This window comes from Streptomyces sp. NPDC052043 (assembly GCF_044548235.1).
Taxonomy (GTDB): Bacteria; Actinomycetota; Actinomycetes; order Streptomycetales; family Streptomycetaceae; genus Streptomyces.
Genome location: NZ_JBIUBT010000006.1, coordinates 121493 through 137742 on the forward strand (window position 1 = coordinate 121493; position 16250 = coordinate 137742).

A 16250-nucleotide genomic window follows, 5' to 3' on the forward strand; every position below is an offset into this window, starting at 1 on the left:
GCGCCTCCGCGAAGGGGCCCGGAGGCTTGCGGCCTCCGGGCCCCTCGAGTGCGGGACGGTGCTACTCCGGTTGCTGGCGCTTGGGCCGCCACACCACCAGCGCGCTGGTCTGCTGGACCTCCTGGTAGGGGACCAGGTCCCGGCGGTAGGAGGCGTGCACCGCGGCCTCGCGCTGCCGCATCGCCGCCGCCGCGCCGTCCAGCGCCGCCTGGAGTTCCGCGACCCGGGACTGGAGCGCCGTGACCTGGTTCTCCAGTTCGATGATGCGCTTGATGCCGGCCAGGTTGATGCCCTCGTCCTGCGACAACTGCTGCACCTGGCGGAGCAGTTCGATGTCACGGGCCGAGTAGCGACGCCCGCGGCCGGCGGTGCGGTCGGGGGACACCAGACCCAGCCGGTCGTACTGACGGAGGGTCTGCGGGTGCAGTCCGGACAGCTGGGCGGCCACCGAGATGACGTACACCGGTGTGTCTTCCGTCAGTTCGTACGGGTTGCGGCGGCGGCCGTCCATCTCCCTCATGCTCCCTTCGCGGCCTCGAACAGCTCGGCCCGCGGGTCCTCGCCCGCGGTGGCCTCGCGATACGCCTGAAGCGCGTCACGAGCCTTCCCCGACAGGTCCTTGGGGACACTCACCTCCACGGTGACCAGCAGGTCGCCGCGGCTGCCGTCCTTGCGGACCGCGCCCTTGCCGCGCGCCCGCATCGTACGGCCGTTCGGCGTGCCCGGGGGCAGCTTCAGCGTCACCGACGGACCGCCCAGGGTGGGCACGCGGATCTCGCCGCCGAGGGCCGCCTCGGTGAACGTGACCGGCACGGTGACGGTGAGGTTGTCGCCCCGGCGGCCGAAGACCGGGTGCTCCCCGACGTGCACCACCACGTACAGGTCGCCCGCGGGTCCGCCGCGCTCGCCCGGGGCGCCCTTGCCGCGCAGCCGGATGCGCTGGCCGTCGCTGACCCCGGCCGGGATGCGGACCTGCATCGTCCGGGACGACTTGGCCCGCCCGGAGCCCGTGCACACCTCGCAGGGGTTCTCCGCGATGAGCCCGCGGCCCTTGCAGTCCGGGCACGGGTCCGTCAGCGAGAACCCGCCGCCCGAGCCGCGTGCCACCTGGCCGGTGCCGACGCAGGTCGGGCACACCCGCGGTGTGCCGTTCTTGTCGCCGGTGCCGGAACAGGCCTTGCACGGCTGCTGGCTCGACATGCGCAGCGGCACCGTCGCGCCCTCGATGGCCTCCGTGAAGCTCAGCGTGACCTCGGACTCGATGTCCTGGCCGCGCCGGGGCTGGGCGCGCGTGGTGCCCGTGCCGCCCCGGTTGAACAGGCCCCCGAAGACATCACCGATTCCGCCGCCGAAGCCGCCGCTCCCGCCGCTCCCGCCGCCGCCCTGGGCGCCTCCGAAGAGGTCGCCCAGGTCGAAGTTGAAGGAGCCGCCGCCGGCGCCCGGTCCGGGGCGGAAGCCGCCGTTGCCGAACAGGGCGCGGGCCTCGTCGTACTCCTTGCGCTTCTTGGCGTCGCCGAGCACGTCGTTCGCCTCGGAGATCTCCTTGAAGCGCTCCTCGGCCTTGGCGTTGCCCTTGTTGGCGTCCGGGTGGAACTCGCGGGCGAGCTTCCGGTACGCCTTCTTGATCTCGGCCTCGGTGGCGTCCTTGGGGACGCCGAGGACCTTGTAGAAGTCCTTCTCGATGAAGTCCTTGGTGCTCATCCCCGACGTCCCTCCTCTCGCGCGTCGTCCGTTATTACGTCAGCCCTCCTCCGGGCCACCGTTCTCCTTGTCCTCGCCCTGCTCGGCTGCCGGGGCCGTGCCGGACTCCTCGGCCGGCTTGACCGTCTGCGCGCCGGGCTGGGGCTCGGCCACCGCCACCCGCGCGGGGCGGATGGTGCGCTCGCCGATCCGATACCCGGGCTGCAGAATCGCCACGCACGTCGTCTCGGTGACGTCCGGTGCGTAGGAGTGCATCAGGGCCTCGTGGATCGTCGGGTCGAAGGACTCGCCCTCCTTACCGAACTGCTGCAGTCCGAGCTTCGAGACCACGGTCTCCAGCGACTCTGCGACGGACTTGAAACCGCCCACCAGTTCGCCGTGGTCCCGCGCGCGGCCGATGTCGTCGAGCACGGGCAGGAGCTCGGACAGGATGTTCGCCACGGCGACCTCCCGTACCGCGATCCGGTCCCGCTCGACCCGGCGCCGGTAGTTCTGGTACTCGGCCTGGAGCCGTTGCAGGTCCGCCGTGCGCTCGCCGAGCGCCGTGCGCACCTGGTCCAGCTGGGCCGTCAGCGCGGCCGACTGGTCCCCTTCGTCGGCCGGGGCCGCGCCCTTGTCCTGGGCGGCGGCCGGCGCGGCGTCCTCGGGGGTGGTGCCGGAGGCGGCGTCAGACTGCGGCGGAGGCTGCGGCTGGTGTTCCTCGAAGCCGGGGGTCTCCTCCGTCACGCCGCACCGTCCTTGCGTTCGTCGTCGACGATCTCGGCGTCCACGACGTCGTCGTCGGCCCGGGCCTGGCCGGCACCGGCCTCACCGGCACCGCCCGCGGCCTGCGCGGCCTGGGCGTCGGCGTACATGGCCTGGCCGAGCTTCTGGGAGACGGCGGCGACCTTCTCCGTGGCGGTGCGGATCTCGGCGGTGTCCTCGCCCTTGAGCGTCTCCTTCAGCTCGGCGACGGCGGACTCCACCTCGGTCTTGATCTCGCCGGGGACCTTGTCCTCGTTGTCCTTGAGGAACTTCTCGGTCTGGTAGACGAGCTGCTCGCCCTGGTTGCGGGTCTCGGCGGCCTCGCGGCGCTTGTGGTCCTCCTCCGCGTAGCGCTCGGCCTCCTCGCGCATGCGGTCGACCTCGTCCTTCGGGAGCGAGGAGCCGCCGGTGACGGTCATCTTCTGCTCCTTGCCGGTGCCGAGGTCCTTCGCCGTGACGTGCATGATGCCGTTGGCGTCGATGTCGAAGGACACCTCGATCTGCGGGACGCCGCGCGGCGCCGGCGGCAGACCGGTCAGCTCGAACATGCCGAGCTTCTTGTTGTACGCGGCGATCTCGCGCTCGCCCTGGTAGACCTGGATCTGCACCGACGGCTGGTTGTCCTCGGCCGTGGTGAAGATCTCGGAGCGCTTGGTCGGGATCGTGGTGTTGCGCTCGATCAGCTTGGTCATGATGCCGCCCTTGGTCTCGATGCCGAGGGACAGCGGGGTGACGTCGAGCAGCAGGACGTCCTTGACCTCGCCCTTGAGGACACCGGCCTGGAGCGAGGCGCCGATGGCGACGACCTCGTCCGGGTTCACACCCTTGTTGGCCTCCTTGCCGCCGGTCAGCTCCTTGACGAGCTCGGCGACCGCGGGCATACGGGTGGAACCACCGACGAGCACGATGTGGTCGATGTCGCTGACGGAGACGCCGGCGTCCTTGATGACGTTGTGGAACGGCGTCTTGCAGCGCTCCAGCAGGTCGGCCGTCAGCTGCTGGAACTGGGCGCGGGTGAGCTTCTCGTCCAGGTGCAGCGGGCCCTCGGCGGACGCGGTGATGTAGGGCAGGTTGATCGAGGTCTCGGTGGACGAGGACAGCTCGATCTTGGCCTTCTCCGCCGCCTCACGCAGACGCTGGAGGGCCATCTTGTCCTTGGACAGGTCCACGCCGTGACCGGAGTGGAACTGCTTGACCAGGTAGTCGACGACGCGCTGGTCCCAGTCGTCACCGCCGAGGTGGTTGTCGCCGTTGGTGGCCTTCACCTCGACGACACCGTCGCCGATCTCCAGCAGCGAGACGTCGAACGTACCGCCACCGAGGTCGAAGACGAGGATCATCTGCTCGTCCTTGTCGAGGCCGTACGCCAGGGCGGCGGCCGTCGGCTCGTTGACGATGCGCAGCACGTTCAGACCGGCGATCTCGCCGGCCTCCTTGGTGGCCTGGCGCTCGGCGTCGTTGAAGTACGCCGGGACGGTGATGACCGCGTCCGTGACCTTCTCGCCCAGGTAGGCCTCGGCGTCCCGCTTCAGCTTCTGCAGCACGAAGGCGCTGATCTGCTGCGGGTTGAAGTCCTTGCCGTCGAGGTTGATCTTCCAGTCGGTGCCCATGTGGCGCTTGACCGACCGGATGGTCCTGTCGACGTTGGTGACAGCCTGACGCTTGGCCACCTCGCCGACCAGCACCTCACCGTTCTTGGCGAAGGCGACGACGGACGGCGTGGTCCTGGCACCCTCGGCGTTGGTGATGACGGTGGGCTCGCCGCCCTCCAGAACGCTGACGACGGAGTTAGTCGTGCCCAGGTCGATGCCGACCGCACGTGCCATGGTGAATCCTCCAGCTGACTTGAGTGGAACGGACTCAAGTGTGCCCGAGGCTCACCGTCGGGTCAACAGACCTGAGCCACTCAGACTCAAGTCTTATCCATCTCTTATACGCAAGGGCGCTCTGACCTGCGGCGACGTGGATTGCCGGGGCGGAGGAGGCGGATATTCGAGGTGACGCCGAGGGGCCTGGAGGCCGGATTCGCCGGTTCCGCCGCCGGACTCCGCGTCGTACGGGACCCTGCCGCGCGGGGCTCCGGGGGCCGTGCCGGACTGCCTCGGGGCACGCAGGACCCGGAAGGGCTCGGTGCGCGCTCGGGCACCGGACGCGTCGCCGCGCGCGCGTGGCGGCGCCCCGGTGCCGACCACCTCGCCACGCGCGCGCGTGGCGCCACCGGCGGCGGAGGGACCCCGAGCCGTGCGCTCTTCGGGCCGCCCGCGGGTGCCGGGTACCCGGGTCTGCCCCCGGGTGCCGGGAAGCCGGGACTGCGTGCGGACACCGTTGGGTTCGGTCGGCCGCCGCGGAGCGTACGCCGGCACCCGCAGCAGCCCGAGGACGACCACCAGGGCCGCCCCGGCCACCCACAGCACGGCCGTCGGCCGGGCCAGGCCCGTGTGCACCAGCACCCCGACCAGGACCGCGGCGAAGGTGCCGACGCCGAGCAGGACGGTCGCGCCCGGCCACGTCGGCCCGAGCCGGCGCAGCCGGTGCGCGAGGTGGTCGGGACCGCGGCGCAGCACGGGACGCCCGGCCAGCCTGCGCGACACCAGGACCAGCACGGCGTCGGTGCTCGCGGTGGCGGTGAGCGCGAACAGCACCGCCACGGTGGAGACCGTGTCGTACCCGGAGCGGGTGAGGAGGGCCGCGCAGGCCAGCACGAAGCCGGTGAACAGCGCGCCTCCGGACCCGAACGCGATCCGCGCCGGATGCCAGTTGTGCATCAGGAAACCGGTGAGGGCGGCGGCCAGCACGCTCAGCAGCACGGCGAGGTCGTCCATCACCTCGGCCGCCGCGCACACGCCCACCCCGAACGCGGTGAGCACGCCCACCGTGCCCGCGAGACCGTCCGCGTGGTCGAGCCCCCGGAAGGCGGCGGCCACACAGGTGATCCAGGCGACGGCGGCCACCCCGGCCACCGGCCCGGTCTCGTCGTACGGCACCACGCAGGCCGCCGCGAGGGCCGTACCGACGAGCAGGAACGGTGTCCTCAGCCGCCACACGTCCGCGGCGGTACCGAGCAGGGCGACCGCGGCGCCCGCGACGAGCAGTCTGCCCACTCCGTCGCCCAGCGGGGCGGTACCCGTCCAGCCGCCGGCCGCGGCGACCAGGCAGGTGCTGAGCACCACGGCCAGGCCGCCGAGCAGGGGCAAGGGGCGTGCCCGCCTCCTGCGGTCGACGAGGCCCAGCCGAAGCGCGAGCACCCGGAGCAGCGCCGAGAGCAGGGCGGCGAGGAGGAGAGCGGTGATGGCGGTGGCGATCCCGTAGAGCACGGTTCTTAAATTAGGGGTATATGGGGCGATTGGGTGCGAATAACACGATCGGCGCGCGACTGGATCCCCGGGCGGCCCTCCGGCACCCCCCGGACGGCCCTCAAGTGGACCCGCAGCGACCCAGATCACCCCGCACTCGACTGCATTGCGGCCGAGGATGGAGGTAGTCTCAGACGGACTACATAAGTTACCGCTCAGTAATCTCGAGGCCGCCTCAGGAGCCCCCATGCAACTCGCCGCGATCATCGTGTCGCTGGTCCTGACCGTGGTCGGCGTCGCGCTGCTCGCCCGTGCCATCGGTCAGTTCGTCCGGTACTTCAAGCTGGGCCAGCCCGTACCCGCCGGCACCCGTACCGACAACCCCTACCAGCGCAGCGTGACCCTGGTCCGGGAGTTCCTCGGCCACACCCGGATGAACCGATGGGGCATCGTGGGCGTCGCCCACTGGTTCGTGGCCATCGGCTTCCTGACGCTGCCGCCCACCCTCGCGCAGGCGTTCGGCCAGTTGTTCCGGGCCGACTGGACGCTGCCGGTCATCGGGGACTTCCTGCCGTTCGAGATGTACATCGAGTTCATCGGCGTGATGACCGTCCTCGGCATCGCCGTGCTCATCGCGATCCGGCTGCTGAGCCTGCCGTCCCGGCCCGGCCGCAAGTCCCGCTTCGCCGGCTCCAAGGCCGGCCAGGCGTACTTCGTCGAGTACGTCATCCTCATCATCGGCCTCGCGATCTACGTCCTGCGCGGACTGGAGGGCGCGCTGCACCACGTGGAGCACTACGAGGCCGGATACTTCGCCTCGTACCCGCTGGTGCTCGCCTTCAAGGGCCTGTCGGCCGGCACCCTGCAGAACCTGGTCTACCTGACCGCGATGATCAAGATCGGCACGTCCTTCGTGTGGATGATCGTGGTCTCCCTGAACACCAACATGGGTGTGGCCTGGCACCGCTTCCTGGCCTTCCCGAACATCTGGTTCAAGCGCGAGGCGGACGGTGGCACGGCCCTGGGCGCCCTGCAGCCGATGACCTCCGGCGGGAAGGCGATCGACTTCACCGATCCCGGTGAGGACGACGTGTTCGGTGTCTCGCAGGTCGAGCAGTTCTCCTGGAAGGGCCTGCTGGACTTCTCCACCTGCACCGAGTGCGGCCGCTGCCAGTCCCAGTGCCCGGCCTGGAACACCGGCAAGCCGCTCTCCCCGAAGCTGCTGATCATGTCGCTGCGCGACCACGCGCACGCCAAGGCCCCCTATCTGCTGGCCGGCGGCGGCAAGACGGCGGAGGGCGAGGAGAAGGCCTCCGCCGAGCAGCTCGCCGGCGTCCCGGCGGCGGCGCTGGCGGAGGCCGAGCGTCCACTGATCGGCACGCTGGAGGCCGCGTCCGACGGCGGCTTCGCCGCGGGCGGCGTCATCGACCCGGACGTGCTGTGGTCCTGCACCACCTGCGGGGCCTGCGTCGAGCAGTGCCCGGTCGACATCGAGCACGTCGACCACATCGTCGACATGCGCCGCTACCAGGTCATGATCGAGTCCTCGTTCCCGTCCGAGGCGGGCACGATGCTCAAGAACCTGGAGAAGAAGGGCAACCCCTGGGGCCTGGCCAAGAAGCAGCGCCTTCAGTGGACCAAGGAGGTCGACTTCGAGGTCCCGGTCGTCGGCAAGGACATCGAGGACCTCTCCGAGGTCGACTACCTCTACTGGGTCGGCTGCGCCGGCGCCCTGGAGGACCGCGCCAAGAAGACCACCAAGGCCTTCGCGGAACTGCTGCACATCGCGGGCGTCAAGTTCGCGATCATGGGCGGCGACGAGAAGTGCACCGGCGACTCCGCCCGCCGCCTGGGCAACGAGCCCCTGTTCCAGGAGCTCGGCATGGAGAACGTCGCCGCGCTGAACATGGCCTTCGGTGAGGAGTCGGACGACGAGGGCAACGTCACCCCCGAGTCCCGGAAGCCGAAGTCGGCGAAGAAGATCGTCGCCACCTGCCCGCACTGCCTCAACACCCTCGGCAACGAATACCCGCAACTCGGCGGCGACTACGAGGTCATCCACCACACCCAGCTGCTCCAGCACCTGGTCGACGAGGGCAAGCTCGTCCCCGTCACCCCGGTCGAGGGCATCATCACCTACCACGACCCCTGCTACCTGGGCCGCCACAACAAGATCTACACGCCGCCACGGGAGATCATCGGCAAGGTTCCGGGCCTCCGGAACGAGGAGATGCACCGCCACAAGGAGCGCGGCTTCTGCTGCGGCGCCGGCGGCGCCCGCATGTGGATGGAGGAAAGGATCGGCAAGCGCATCAACGACGAACGCGTCGACGAGGCTCTTTCGCTGAACCCGGACATCGTCTCCACGGCCTGCCCGTTCTGCCTGGTCATGCTCACGGACTCCGTCAACGGCAAGAAGAACGACGGCAAGGCCAAGGAATCCGTCCAGGTCGTCGACGTCGCCCAGCTGCTGCTCGACTCCGTCAGGACGCCGGTCGACCCGGCGGGCGAGGCGGCCGACGAGAGCGCGCCGGAGCCCGAGCCGGTGAAGTAGGCGGCCCGGCCGTCCCACGTCCGACGCCCCCGTGTCCGTACGGCACGGGGGCGTCGCCGTGTTCCCGGGAGCGGGCCGCGGTAGTGCTACGCGCTCTTGGGCGCGGCCTGCTGCACGACCTCGAAGGACCACAGGGTGGAGCCGGTGGCCGCGGGCTTCGGCCGCTCCCCGCCCTCACCCGCGCCGGCACCCTGGTGCGCGGCCTTCATCGGCCCCTCCAGCCAGGCCTGGAACGACCCCTCGTCACGCCAGCGCGTGTAGACGAGGTAGCTGTCGGTGCCCTCGACAGGGCGCAGGAGCTCGAACCACTCGAACCCGTCGGAGTTCTCGACCGCGTGCGCCCGGGAGGCGAACCGCTTCTCCAACGTCTCGCGCTGCTCGGCGGGCACGGTCAGTACGTTGATCTTGACTACGCTCATGGTCCCATCCTGCCCGGTGGCCCCCGAGCCGCCACTCAGCGCCCCGGAGCCCCCGTGGGCTCCCCTGAGAATCGCCCGGAAAACCCCTGGGAACACCCCTGGGAACACCCCTTAAGGGATGTCACAGCTCGGACCCAAAGCCCAGCGGAAACACCCGGCCCGGCCCGTGACTTCACGGGCTCGGGTACGTTCGATGACGTGGCTGGATTCAGGAGCGGACGCGGCGGCCGGAACGATCGTGCCCCGCAAGCGCGGACCCAACAACCTCCGTACGGGCAGCAGGAGCCCCAGGCCCCCTCGTACGGCTATCCCCCTGCGCAGCAGCAGCCGCCGTACCCGCGGCAGCGGCAGCGGCCGCCCTACGGAGGCGGGGGCGGGGGCGGGGCCGTCCAGTGGCCCCGGGCCGACGGCGGGGGCTACGGCGGCGGGGGCTACGGCAACCAGGGTGAGCCGGAGTACTTCGGCGGCGGCCACCCGCAGGGCGGCCCCGACCCGTACGCGGCCGACAACCCCGGCCACACCCAGGCGTTCGCGGTCGGCGAGGACCCCTACAACCCGGGCGGGACCTACCGCGCCGGCTCGGCGCCGGCCGGCCCGATCGGCCCTCGCCTGTACTGGTCGGACCTGCTGCGGGGCATAGTCCTGTCCCCCCAGCAGACCTTCCTCCGGATGCGCGACTACACGATGTGGGGCCCCGCCCTCATCGTGACGTTCCTCTACGGACTGCTCGCGGTCTTCGGCTTCGACGGCGCCCGCCAGGACGCCATCAACGCCACCCTCTCCAACGCGGTCCCGATCGTCCTGATCACCGCCGTGGCCCTGGTGATCAGCTCCTTCGTCCTCGGTGTGGTCACCCACACCCTGGCCCGCCAACTCGGCGGCGACGGGGCCTGGCAGCCCACGGTCGGCCTGTCCATGCTGATCATGTCGATCACGGACGCGCCGCGTCTGCTCGTGGCCATGTTCCTCGGCGGCGACGCGGGCTTCGTCCAGTTGCTCGGCTGGGCCACCTGGGTCGCGTGCGGCGTCCTGCTGACCCTCATGGTCCGCAGCTCCCACGACCTGCCCTGGCCCAAGGCCCTGGGTGCCTCGGCGATCCAGCTGATCGCCCTGCTGTCGATCGTGAAGCTCGGCACGTTCTAGGGCCTGTTGCGGCCTTCCCACAGCCCACCAGCACACGGCCCACCAGCACACGAGGGGCCCGGCGTACCGCCGGGCCCCTCGCTGGTCCTCAGTTCCGTCGTGCGCCGGCTCCAGCGCGGTCGGCGCCCGAGTCCGGGCCCGTCAGAGCGTGCCGCCGATCTCGCACGCCCGGCAGGGCGGCTGCCCGCAGGTGCACTGCATGACGGCCTCGACGACCCCGCGGTCGTGGTAGAGGCACTCGTCCTTGCAGGTGTGGCGCGGGACGAACCCCGCCGGGATCTCGCCGGGCCACGGCTCGTAACCGTCCCGGCAGCGGACGAACCGCTCGGGGTCGGTGGAGTGCAGGTCGTGCATGCTCGACCGCGCCCTGTCCTCCAGCTCCCGCACCCGCTCCACCAGGGTCTTCAGCTCGGCGGCGATGCCGGCGTACTGGTCGGTGCCGGTCCTCACGTGTGCGGCCCGCAGCGCCATCGCCGCGTTGCCCAGGAACCTGCCGGCGTCCTGAAGGTCGGTCACGTGATGCAACTGAATGCCGTTCACGCCTCGCACCCACACGGCGTCCATGTTGCTCACCGATCCGCCCTCCTTGGATTTCTTGCGGGACAGTATGCGCGGCGCCGATGCCTTCGCATAAGAAAAATCAATCTATTTACCGAAACTAAAGGCCTCGGCCGCGACCGTCCAGCGATATTCGAGGTGAGTCGGCTCACAGCAGCCCTGAGGCGGCGGACACGGCCGTACCGGAAGGCTCATTGCCCCACACGTAATGGATCTTCTCAAGCGATCTCCTCAGCGGATCTCCTCTTGGCGCCGGTCCTGCGCAACGCTTGATCAACGCGGACACTCGTTCACGGGGGCCGCGAACGAGCCTCGGCGCACACCACGGGCCGCCCGAGCAGGAAAAGAACCGAGCGCCCCGCCCCCGATTTGACACACCCATTGACGGGACGTCTCCTTGAAGGGAGGAAACAGCTGCGGCACACGCTTTTCCAGGTGCGCCGCGCACTCGGGTTCGCGAGCGTCCAGCAGTTTCCGGAGCGACAATGGCTACGTATGAATACCTGTGCAGCCACTGCGGCCCTTTCGACGTGAAACTGACGATCGGAACGGCGCCCACGACGTACGGCTGCCCCGTGTGCACCACCACTGCGAGGCGCGTGTACTCCGCGCCTGGCCTGTCGTCGGCCTCAAGCGCGTCCGTCGCCCTCCACGAACGGGAGGAGCAGGCCCGTGAGGCCCCGGCGGTGGTTTCCGAAGTGCCGCCGCGCACAAGGCCGGAGCGGCGACCGCATCCCGCGCTCTCCCGGTTGCCACGACCCTGACCGCCTCCGCCCCACGCGGAGTCAGGAGGTGCGTCCCCGTGGACAATGTGGGACTGCTCTTTGTCGGTGCGGTGCTCTTCATGAATGGGCTGCTGCTTCTCGACAAGGTCGATGACCGGGCGGGAGCAGTGCTCAACCTGTTCGTGGGAGCACTGCAGGTACTGACGCCTACCTACCTCATCTTCACCGCCGGCGGCGACTCCAAGAAAATCCTCGCGGCATCCGGAATCTACCTGTTCGGCTTCACCTATCTCTATGTGGGCATAGGCCTGCTCGCCGACCTCGACACCAGCGGGGTCGGCTATTACTCATTGTTTGTGGCCATCGCCGCACTTGGATATTCGTACGCCAATTTCCGGCTCTTGAAGGACTACCCGTTCGGGGTCATCTGGCTCTACTGGGCCCTGCTGTGGTTCCTGTTCTTCCTGCTGCTCGGCCTCAAGAGGGAGCACCTCAGAACCTATACGGGATGGATCACCGCGATCGAAGGCTGGGTCACCGGTGCCATTCCCGCGGGTCTGCTGCTCTCCGGCTACTGGAAGCACCCCACCGAGACCGCCATCGCCCTGGGGGTCTTCGGCGTGCTGATGTTCGTGGGGCTGTGGCCGCTCACCCGGAAACCGCCTCAGCCGACCCAAGCCGCTCCGCCGACCAGTGGGGCGGGCGCTCCAACCTCACCGGATCAGAAATGAGGAGCTGTCATGCCCGAAACTCTCTTCAGTGTGGACCAGAGCAAGTCGATGCGTGAGCAGGACGTTCCCGGGCACAACAGGTGGCACCCGGGCGTCCCCAACGCCACCATGGTGAAGCCGGGAGCGGAGTTCCGGATCGAGTGCCGTGACTGGACCGACTGCCAGATCGGCGACAACGACTCCGCCAACGACGTGCGCGACATCGACCTGACCGTCCCCCACATGCTCAGCGGCCCGATAGGCGTGGAGGGCGCCGAACCGGGCGACCTGCTCGTCGTCGACATCCTCGACCTCGGTCCCGTGCCGCAGCAGCGCGGGGACGCGGCGGGCCAGGGCTGGGGCTACACCGGCATCTTCGCCAAGGCCAACGGCGGAGGCTTCCTGACCGACTACTTCCCCGACTCCTACAAGGCCATCTGGAACTTCCACGGCCAGCAGGCCGTCTCCCGCCACCTGCCAGGAATCCGCTACACCGGGATCACCCACCCCGGTCTGTTCGGAACGGCCCCCTCCGAGGAGATGCTCGCCCGCTGGAACGCCCGCGAGAAGGCGCTGATCGACACCGACCCGAACCGGGTCCCGCCGCTCGCCATCCCCCCGGACGCCCAGAACGCGCTCGCCGGCACGGCCACCGGGGACCTCGCCAGTCGCATCGCCGCGGAAGGCGCACGCACGGTGCCGGCCCGCGAGAACGGCGGCAACCAGGACATCAAGAACATGACCCGCGGCTCGCGGGCCTTCTTCCCCGTGTACGTCAAGGACGCCAAGCTCTCCGCGGGCGACCTGCACTTCAGCCAGGGCGACGGAGAGATCACCTTCTGCGGCGCCGTCGAGATGGGCGGCTTCATCGACTTCCATGTCGACCTGATCAAGGGCGGCATGGAGAAGTACGGCATCACCACCAACCCGGTGTTCATGCCCGGTAACGTCGAGCCGCGCTACACGGAGTTCATGAGTTTCATCGGGGTCTCCGTCGACCACGACACGGACACGAACTTCTACATGGACGCGACGCTGGCCTACCGGCGGGCCTGCCTCAACGCGGTCGAGTACTTCAAGAGGTTCGGCTACAGCGGAGAGCAGGCCTACCTGCTGCTCGGCTCCGCCCCCATAGAGGGTCGCATCAGCGGCATCGTCGACATCCCGAACGCCTGCTGCTCGCTGTACGTACCCACCGCCATGTTCGACTTCGACGTCCGGCCCTCGGCGGCCGGCCCGATGAAGGCGGACCGCGGCACGTGCGCGATGACCACCGCCTGACCGGACCACGGCCCGACCACGACGGCCCCGCGGCGCGTGCTGCGGGGCCGTACGGGGCGTGCTGCGAGGCCCTGCGGGGCGCTTACAGAGCGTCCTTCGAGGGTGTGATTGGCTCCCCCTCCCTACGTACTGGAGGCAAAACACTCCACGGGAAGTTGATCCAGTCGTCGGTGCGCTTCCAGACGTACTCGCACTTCACGAGCGAGTGGGACTTCTCGTAGATGACGGCGCTGCGCACCTCGGCGACGGTGTCCAGGCAGAAGTCGCGGACCAGCTTGAGCGTCTTGCCGGTGTCGGCGACGTCGTCGGTGATCAGCACCTTCTTGTCGGAGAAGTCGATGACGTTGGGCACGGGCGCGAGCATGACGGGCATCTCGAGCGTGGTGCCGACGCCGGTGTAGAACTCGACGTTGACCAGGTGGATGTTCTTGCAGTCGAGGGCGTAGGCGAGCCCGCCGGCGACGAAGACACCGCCGCGCGCGATGCTGAGCACGATGTCCGGCTCGTACCCGTCGTCGGCGATGGTCTGCGCGAGCTCGCGCACGGCGACGCCGAAGTCCTCGTAGCTGAGGTTCTCCCGTGTCTCACTCATGTCGTGGGCGTCCCTCACACCTGCGTGCGGTGGAAGTTGACGTAGGAGCGGGAGGCGGTGGGTCCGCGCTGCCCCTGGTACCGGGAGCCGTAGCGCTCGCTGCCGTACGGGGCCTCGGCGGGCGAGCTGAGCCGGAACATGCACAGCTGCCCGATCTTCATCCCGGGCCACAGCTTGATCGGCAGGGTCGCGAGGTTCGACAGCTCCAGGGTCACGTGCCCGGAGAACCCGGGGTCGATGAACCCGGCGGTGGAGTGGGTGACCAGCCCCAGCCGCCCGAGCGAGCTCTTGCCCTCCAGCCGGGAGGCGAGGTCGTCGGGAAGCGTGATGACCTCGTACGTCGACGCGAGGACGAACTCCCCCGGGTGCAGGATGAACGGCTCGTCGCTCTCCGGCTCGACGAGCCGGGTGAGGTCGGGCTGCTCGACCGAGGGGTCGATGTGGGGGTAGCGGTGGTTCTCGAACACCCGGAAGTAGCGGTCCAGCCGCACATCGATGCTCGACGGTTGCACCATGGATTCGTCGAAGGGATCGATCCGCACCCGCCCGGCGTCGATCTCGGCCCGGATGTCCTTGTCTGAGAGAAGCACGTAGCGAGGATACGCAAGGCGCGCGGAGCCCCCACCATCAGGACGGCTCCACGCGCCGGTACCGCGCTGCTCCCGCTACCGCTTCTGGAGTGCCACGGGCACCGCACTGCGGAGCCTGGCACACCGTGGACACCTCATGAGCCGGCCGGGGCCGAGCCGCTCGGCCTGCTGCATCGGGAACGAAGCGGTGCTGAACACGTGCCCCTCGGCACAACGGACGACGGTGCGCTCCATCAAGTCCCTTAAGTCCCTTCCCCAGAACCGCGTCTGGCCTCTCGCCACCTGACGACAAAAGCCACATTACGGGATCAAAGAGACGTGCCACCAGGCGGCACTCCGGCCCCGCAGGACCCCTCACCCACATCCCCACCGTACGCCCCAACTCCGGTGCCCCGCAGGGCCACCGCCCCCTTCGAACGCACACAGCCCCCACGGTTCGAGCACCGGGCGCCGGGGATGGGGTACAGTGAGCGCCGGACCCGAACCTCGGTCGGCGTCTTACGCGGGTGTAGTTTAATGGTAGAACATCAGCTTCCCAAGCTGAGAGCGCGAGTTCGATTCTCGTCACCCGCTCCATACAAAACCCTCAGGCCAGAGGCCCGGGGGTTCTTTATTGTCTAGACCGGTAGCCGGTGCGCGCACCACAACCGCACCATTAGCTCTCGGACGGCTCCGCCCTGTGGTGCGCGGGATCGTTCTTGTGGTCCTTCGCACGTTCGGCGCGTACGAGGTCGTCCAGCCAGGCGGCGACCTCGCGTTGCCGGTCCTCGTCGGAGTGCTGATAGATCAGCGCCGCCTTCTCGGAGGACTGGCCAGCGCGCGCCATCGTGTCCCGGCGGTTCGGGGGCTATGGCGCAGGCCGCGAGGACGGCCTCAGGGCGATGTCGCCGAGCGCCATCTTGGCCGAGGCTTCGTCGTTCACGCGGTGGCAGACGCGGCCCGTGTGGTGAGTGGTGGCTCAAGCCTGGAGGGCAGACCGGGCCAGCCAGTCGTCCAACAAACCCGCCAAAACCCTCAGCTGCTCGTGGGGAAGCGCGTGGCCGACACCGTCAAGCACTGCCAGGGTGGCCCGCGGGTAGTGGTCGAGCAGGTCCGCCGCCGCCGCGTAACCAACGATGGAGTCCTGGCGGCCAGCGACGACGAGCGTAGGGCCCTGGTATGCCAACCCCTCGGTCGCGTCGAGTTCCCACCGCTCGCCGATCCGCTCCATAGCGGCCTGGTCGGCGAGGGGGATCGCTGGGGCGACGAAGCGCTCGTACCGGTCCAGCATCGCCGGTGTTTGCATCACGAAGTAACCGCGGAACCCGTCATCGCCCAGATCGTTGGCCGCGACCACCGCGTGGTGCTCCGGGACGTCGCGGACCCCTGCCAGCAGAGGACAGACGAGCGCGAGCCCAGAGACCCGGTCGGGCCGTCGGGCTGCGATCCCCTGGGCATAGTAGGCGCCGACCGAGTGGCCGACGACAAGGACGGCGTCCGACCCGGCGACCTCGTCGGCGAAGCCGAGCAACATGTCGAGGACGTCGTTGGCGCTTCGCAGGGACGCCGGCGCCGGCGTGCGCCCCATTCCAGGAAGGTCAGGATAGATTCGCCGGTAGCCGTCACGCGCCCCCAGGGCTGGCTCGAAGCAGGCCTCGGCCTCGCGGTGGTCAACACCCGCTCCGTGAAGCACCAGCACCGGCCTGCCTTCGCCGTGCTCCACGTAGTGCACCGATGCGTCGCCTGCCGCACGCTCCATCCGGTCAGCCTAGCGACCAAGGGCTCATGCCGTACCCCAGAACCATGTGGCTTCGGGGGATGCAGCGAGTGTCCAAGTGGCCGTCACTCACGCCGGGGTCGTCTATGCGGCCCTTACCGCGACGCCGGAGCAAACCCCCGGATCAGGTCGATACCCGTACGCCACTTCCGTGGACGCAACCGGCTGATGCTGGGCCGTCGGC

Annotated in this window: 15 protein-coding genes, 1 tRNA gene and 2 pseudogenes; 6 read left to right on the plus strand and 12 right to left on the minus strand. The window is 69.3% G+C overall.

Features of this window, described 5'->3' with window-relative positions:
- Nucleotides 1–61: 61 nt before the first annotated feature.
- From ACIHCX_RS17385 to ACIHCX_RS17405, 5 genes are all read right to left on the minus strand, one after another.
- Entirely contained in the window at nt 62–511 is a 450-nt protein-coding gene (locus ACIHCX_RS17385; RefSeq protein WP_400030807.1) for a heat shock protein transcriptional repressor HspR, read from the minus strand.
- A 5-nt stretch (nt 512–516) separates the two neighbouring features.
- Complete coding sequence (dnaJ, locus tag ACIHCX_RS17390; RefSeq protein WP_400030187.1) at nt 517–1701, minus strand: molecular chaperone DnaJ; 1185 nt, start codon at nt 1699–1701, stop codon at nt 517–519.
- 39 nt (nt 1702–1740) lie between these two features.
- Nucleotides 1741–2427, minus strand: coding sequence for a nucleotide exchange factor GrpE (gene grpE / locus ACIHCX_RS17395; protein ID WP_400030189.1), 687 nt, complete (start codon nt 2425–2427; stop codon nt 1741–1743).
- A complete protein-coding gene (gene dnaK, locus ACIHCX_RS17400) occupies nt 2424–4271 on the minus strand; it encodes a molecular chaperone DnaK (protein ID WP_400030191.1) in 1848 nt (615 codons plus the stop codon). The genes grpE and dnaK overlap by 4 nt, the downstream gene beginning before the upstream one ends.
- Nucleotides 4272–4364: 93 nt before the next feature.
- The gene (locus tag ACIHCX_RS17405) at nt 4365–5759 is read right to left on the minus strand and encodes an undecaprenyl/decaprenyl-phosphate alpha-N-acetylglucosaminyl 1-phosphate transferase (RefSeq protein WP_400030193.1); all 1395 of its coding nucleotides are present in this window, start codon (nt 5757–5759) and stop codon (nt 4365–4367) included.
- A 226-nt stretch (nt 5760–5985) separates the two neighbouring features.
- Here ACIHCX_RS17405 and ACIHCX_RS17410 point away from each other — a divergent pair, with 226 nt between their 5' ends.
- Entirely contained in the window at nt 5986–8292 is a 2307-nt protein-coding gene (locus tag ACIHCX_RS17410) for a (Fe-S)-binding protein (RefSeq protein ID WP_400030195.1), read from the plus strand.
- An 86-nt stretch (nt 8293–8378) separates the two neighbouring features.
- Here the strand turns inward: ACIHCX_RS17410 and ACIHCX_RS17415 are convergent, their stop codons facing one another.
- Entirely contained in the window at nt 8379–8711 is a 333-nt protein-coding gene (locus ACIHCX_RS17415; RefSeq protein ID WP_400030197.1) for an antibiotic biosynthesis monooxygenase family protein, read from the minus strand.
- A gap of 198 nt (nt 8712–8909) precedes the next feature.
- On the opposite strand from ACIHCX_RS17415, the gene ACIHCX_RS17420 reads away from it, so the two are divergent.
- Nucleotides 8910–9854, plus strand: coding sequence for a Yip1 family protein (locus ACIHCX_RS17420; protein WP_400030199.1), 945 nt, complete (start codon nt 8910–8912; stop codon nt 9852–9854).
- 141 nt (nt 9855–9995) lie between these two features.
- On the opposite strand, the gene ACIHCX_RS17425 is transcribed toward ACIHCX_RS17420, so the two are convergent.
- Nucleotides 9996–10418 (minus strand): hypothetical protein, encoded by a 423-nt coding sequence (locus ACIHCX_RS17425; RefSeq protein ID WP_400030809.1) that lies wholly within the window; start codon nt 10416–10418, stop codon nt 9996–9998.
- 479 nt (nt 10419–10897) lie between these two features.
- On the opposite strand from ACIHCX_RS17425, the gene ACIHCX_RS17430 reads away from it, so the two are divergent.
- The 3 genes from ACIHCX_RS17430 to fmdA are packed head-to-tail and all read left to right on the plus strand — an operon-like array spanning nt 10898 to nt 13128.
- On the plus strand, nt 10898–11176 hold the full coding sequence (locus ACIHCX_RS17430) for an FmdB family zinc ribbon protein (RefSeq protein WP_400030201.1): 279 nt from the start codon (nt 10898–10900) through the stop codon (nt 11174–11176).
- A 38-nt stretch (nt 11177–11214) separates the two neighbouring features.
- Nucleotides 11215–11868, plus strand: coding sequence for an AmiS/UreI family transporter (locus tag ACIHCX_RS17435; RefSeq protein ID WP_400030203.1), 654 nt, complete (start codon nt 11215–11217; stop codon nt 11866–11868).
- A gap of 9 nt (nt 11869–11877) precedes the next feature.
- Nucleotides 11878–13128 (plus strand): formamidase, encoded by a 1251-nt coding sequence (gene fmdA / locus ACIHCX_RS17440; protein WP_400030205.1) that lies wholly within the window; start codon nt 11878–11880, stop codon nt 13126–13128.
- An 82-nt stretch (nt 13129–13210) separates the two neighbouring features.
- Here the strand turns inward: fmdA and ACIHCX_RS17445 are convergent, their stop codons facing one another.
- Complete coding sequence (locus tag ACIHCX_RS17445) at nt 13211–13720, minus strand: phosphoribosyltransferase (protein ID WP_400030207.1); 510 nt, start codon at nt 13718–13720, stop codon at nt 13211–13213.
- A gap of 14 nt (nt 13721–13734) precedes the next feature.
- Nucleotides 13735–14310 (minus strand): dCTP deaminase, encoded by a 576-nt coding sequence (gene dcd, locus ACIHCX_RS17450; protein ID WP_400030211.1) that lies wholly within the window; start codon nt 14308–14310, stop codon nt 13735–13737.
- 502 nt (nt 14311–14812) lie between these two features.
- Here dcd and ACIHCX_RS17455 point away from each other — a divergent pair.
- Nucleotides 14813–14886, plus strand: a tRNA-Gly gene (locus ACIHCX_RS17455).
- Between the two features lie 79 nt (nt 14887–14965).
- Here the strand turns inward: ACIHCX_RS17455 and ACIHCX_RS17460 are convergent.
- The 3 genes and pseudogenes from ACIHCX_RS17460 to ACIHCX_RS17470 all read right to left on the minus strand — a co-directional run.
- Nucleotides 14966–15145: pseudogene (locus tag ACIHCX_RS17460) on the minus strand (site-specific integrase); the annotation flags it as partial.
- A pseudogene (locus ACIHCX_RS17465) lies at nt 15141–15253 on the minus strand (conjugal transfer protein TraS); the annotation flags it as partial. The pseudogenes ACIHCX_RS17460 and ACIHCX_RS17465, both read right to left, overlap by 5 nt.
- 15 nt (nt 15254–15268) lie before the next feature.
- On the minus strand, nt 15269–16048 hold the full coding sequence (locus ACIHCX_RS17470) for an alpha/beta fold hydrolase (protein ID WP_400030213.1): 780 nt from the start codon (nt 16046–16048) through the stop codon (nt 15269–15271).
- Nucleotides 16049–16250 lie beyond the last annotated feature (202 nt).

Coding starts and splice junctions, on each gene's coding strand:
- ACIHCX_RS17385 (WP_400030807.1), bottom strand. CDS start 511: ATGGACGGCCGCCGCCGCAACCCGTACGAACTGACGGAAGACACACCG.
- dnaJ (WP_400030187.1), bottom strand. CDS start 1,701: ATGAGCACCAAGGACTTCATCGAGAAGGACTTCTACAAGGTCCTCGGC.
- dnaK (WP_400030191.1), bottom strand. CDS start 4,271: ATGGCACGTGCGGTCGGCATCGACCTGGGCACGACTAACTCCGTCGTC.
- ACIHCX_RS17410 (WP_400030195.1), top strand. CDS start 5,986: ATGCAACTCGCCGCGATCATCGTGTCGCTGGTCCTGACCGTGGTCGGC.
- ACIHCX_RS17415 (WP_400030197.1), bottom strand. CDS start 8,711: ATGAGCGTAGTCAAGATCAACGTACTGACCGTGCCCGCCGAGCAGCGC.
- ACIHCX_RS17425 (WP_400030809.1), bottom strand. CDS start 10,418: ATGGACGCCGTGTGGGTGCGAGGCGTGAACGGCATTCAGTTGCATCAC.
- ACIHCX_RS17430 (WP_400030201.1), top strand. CDS start 10,898: ATGGCTACGTATGAATACCTGTGCAGCCACTGCGGCCCTTTCGACGTG.
- fmdA (WP_400030205.1), top strand. CDS start 11,878: ATGCCCGAAACTCTCTTCAGTGTGGACCAGAGCAAGTCGATGCGTGAG.
- ACIHCX_RS17445 (WP_400030207.1), bottom strand. CDS start 13,720: ATGAGTGAGACACGGGAGAACCTCAGCTACGAGGACTTCGGCGTCGCC.
- ACIHCX_RS17470 (WP_400030213.1), bottom strand. CDS start 16,048: ATGGAGCGTGCGGCAGGCGACGCATCGGTGCACTACGTGGAGCACGGC.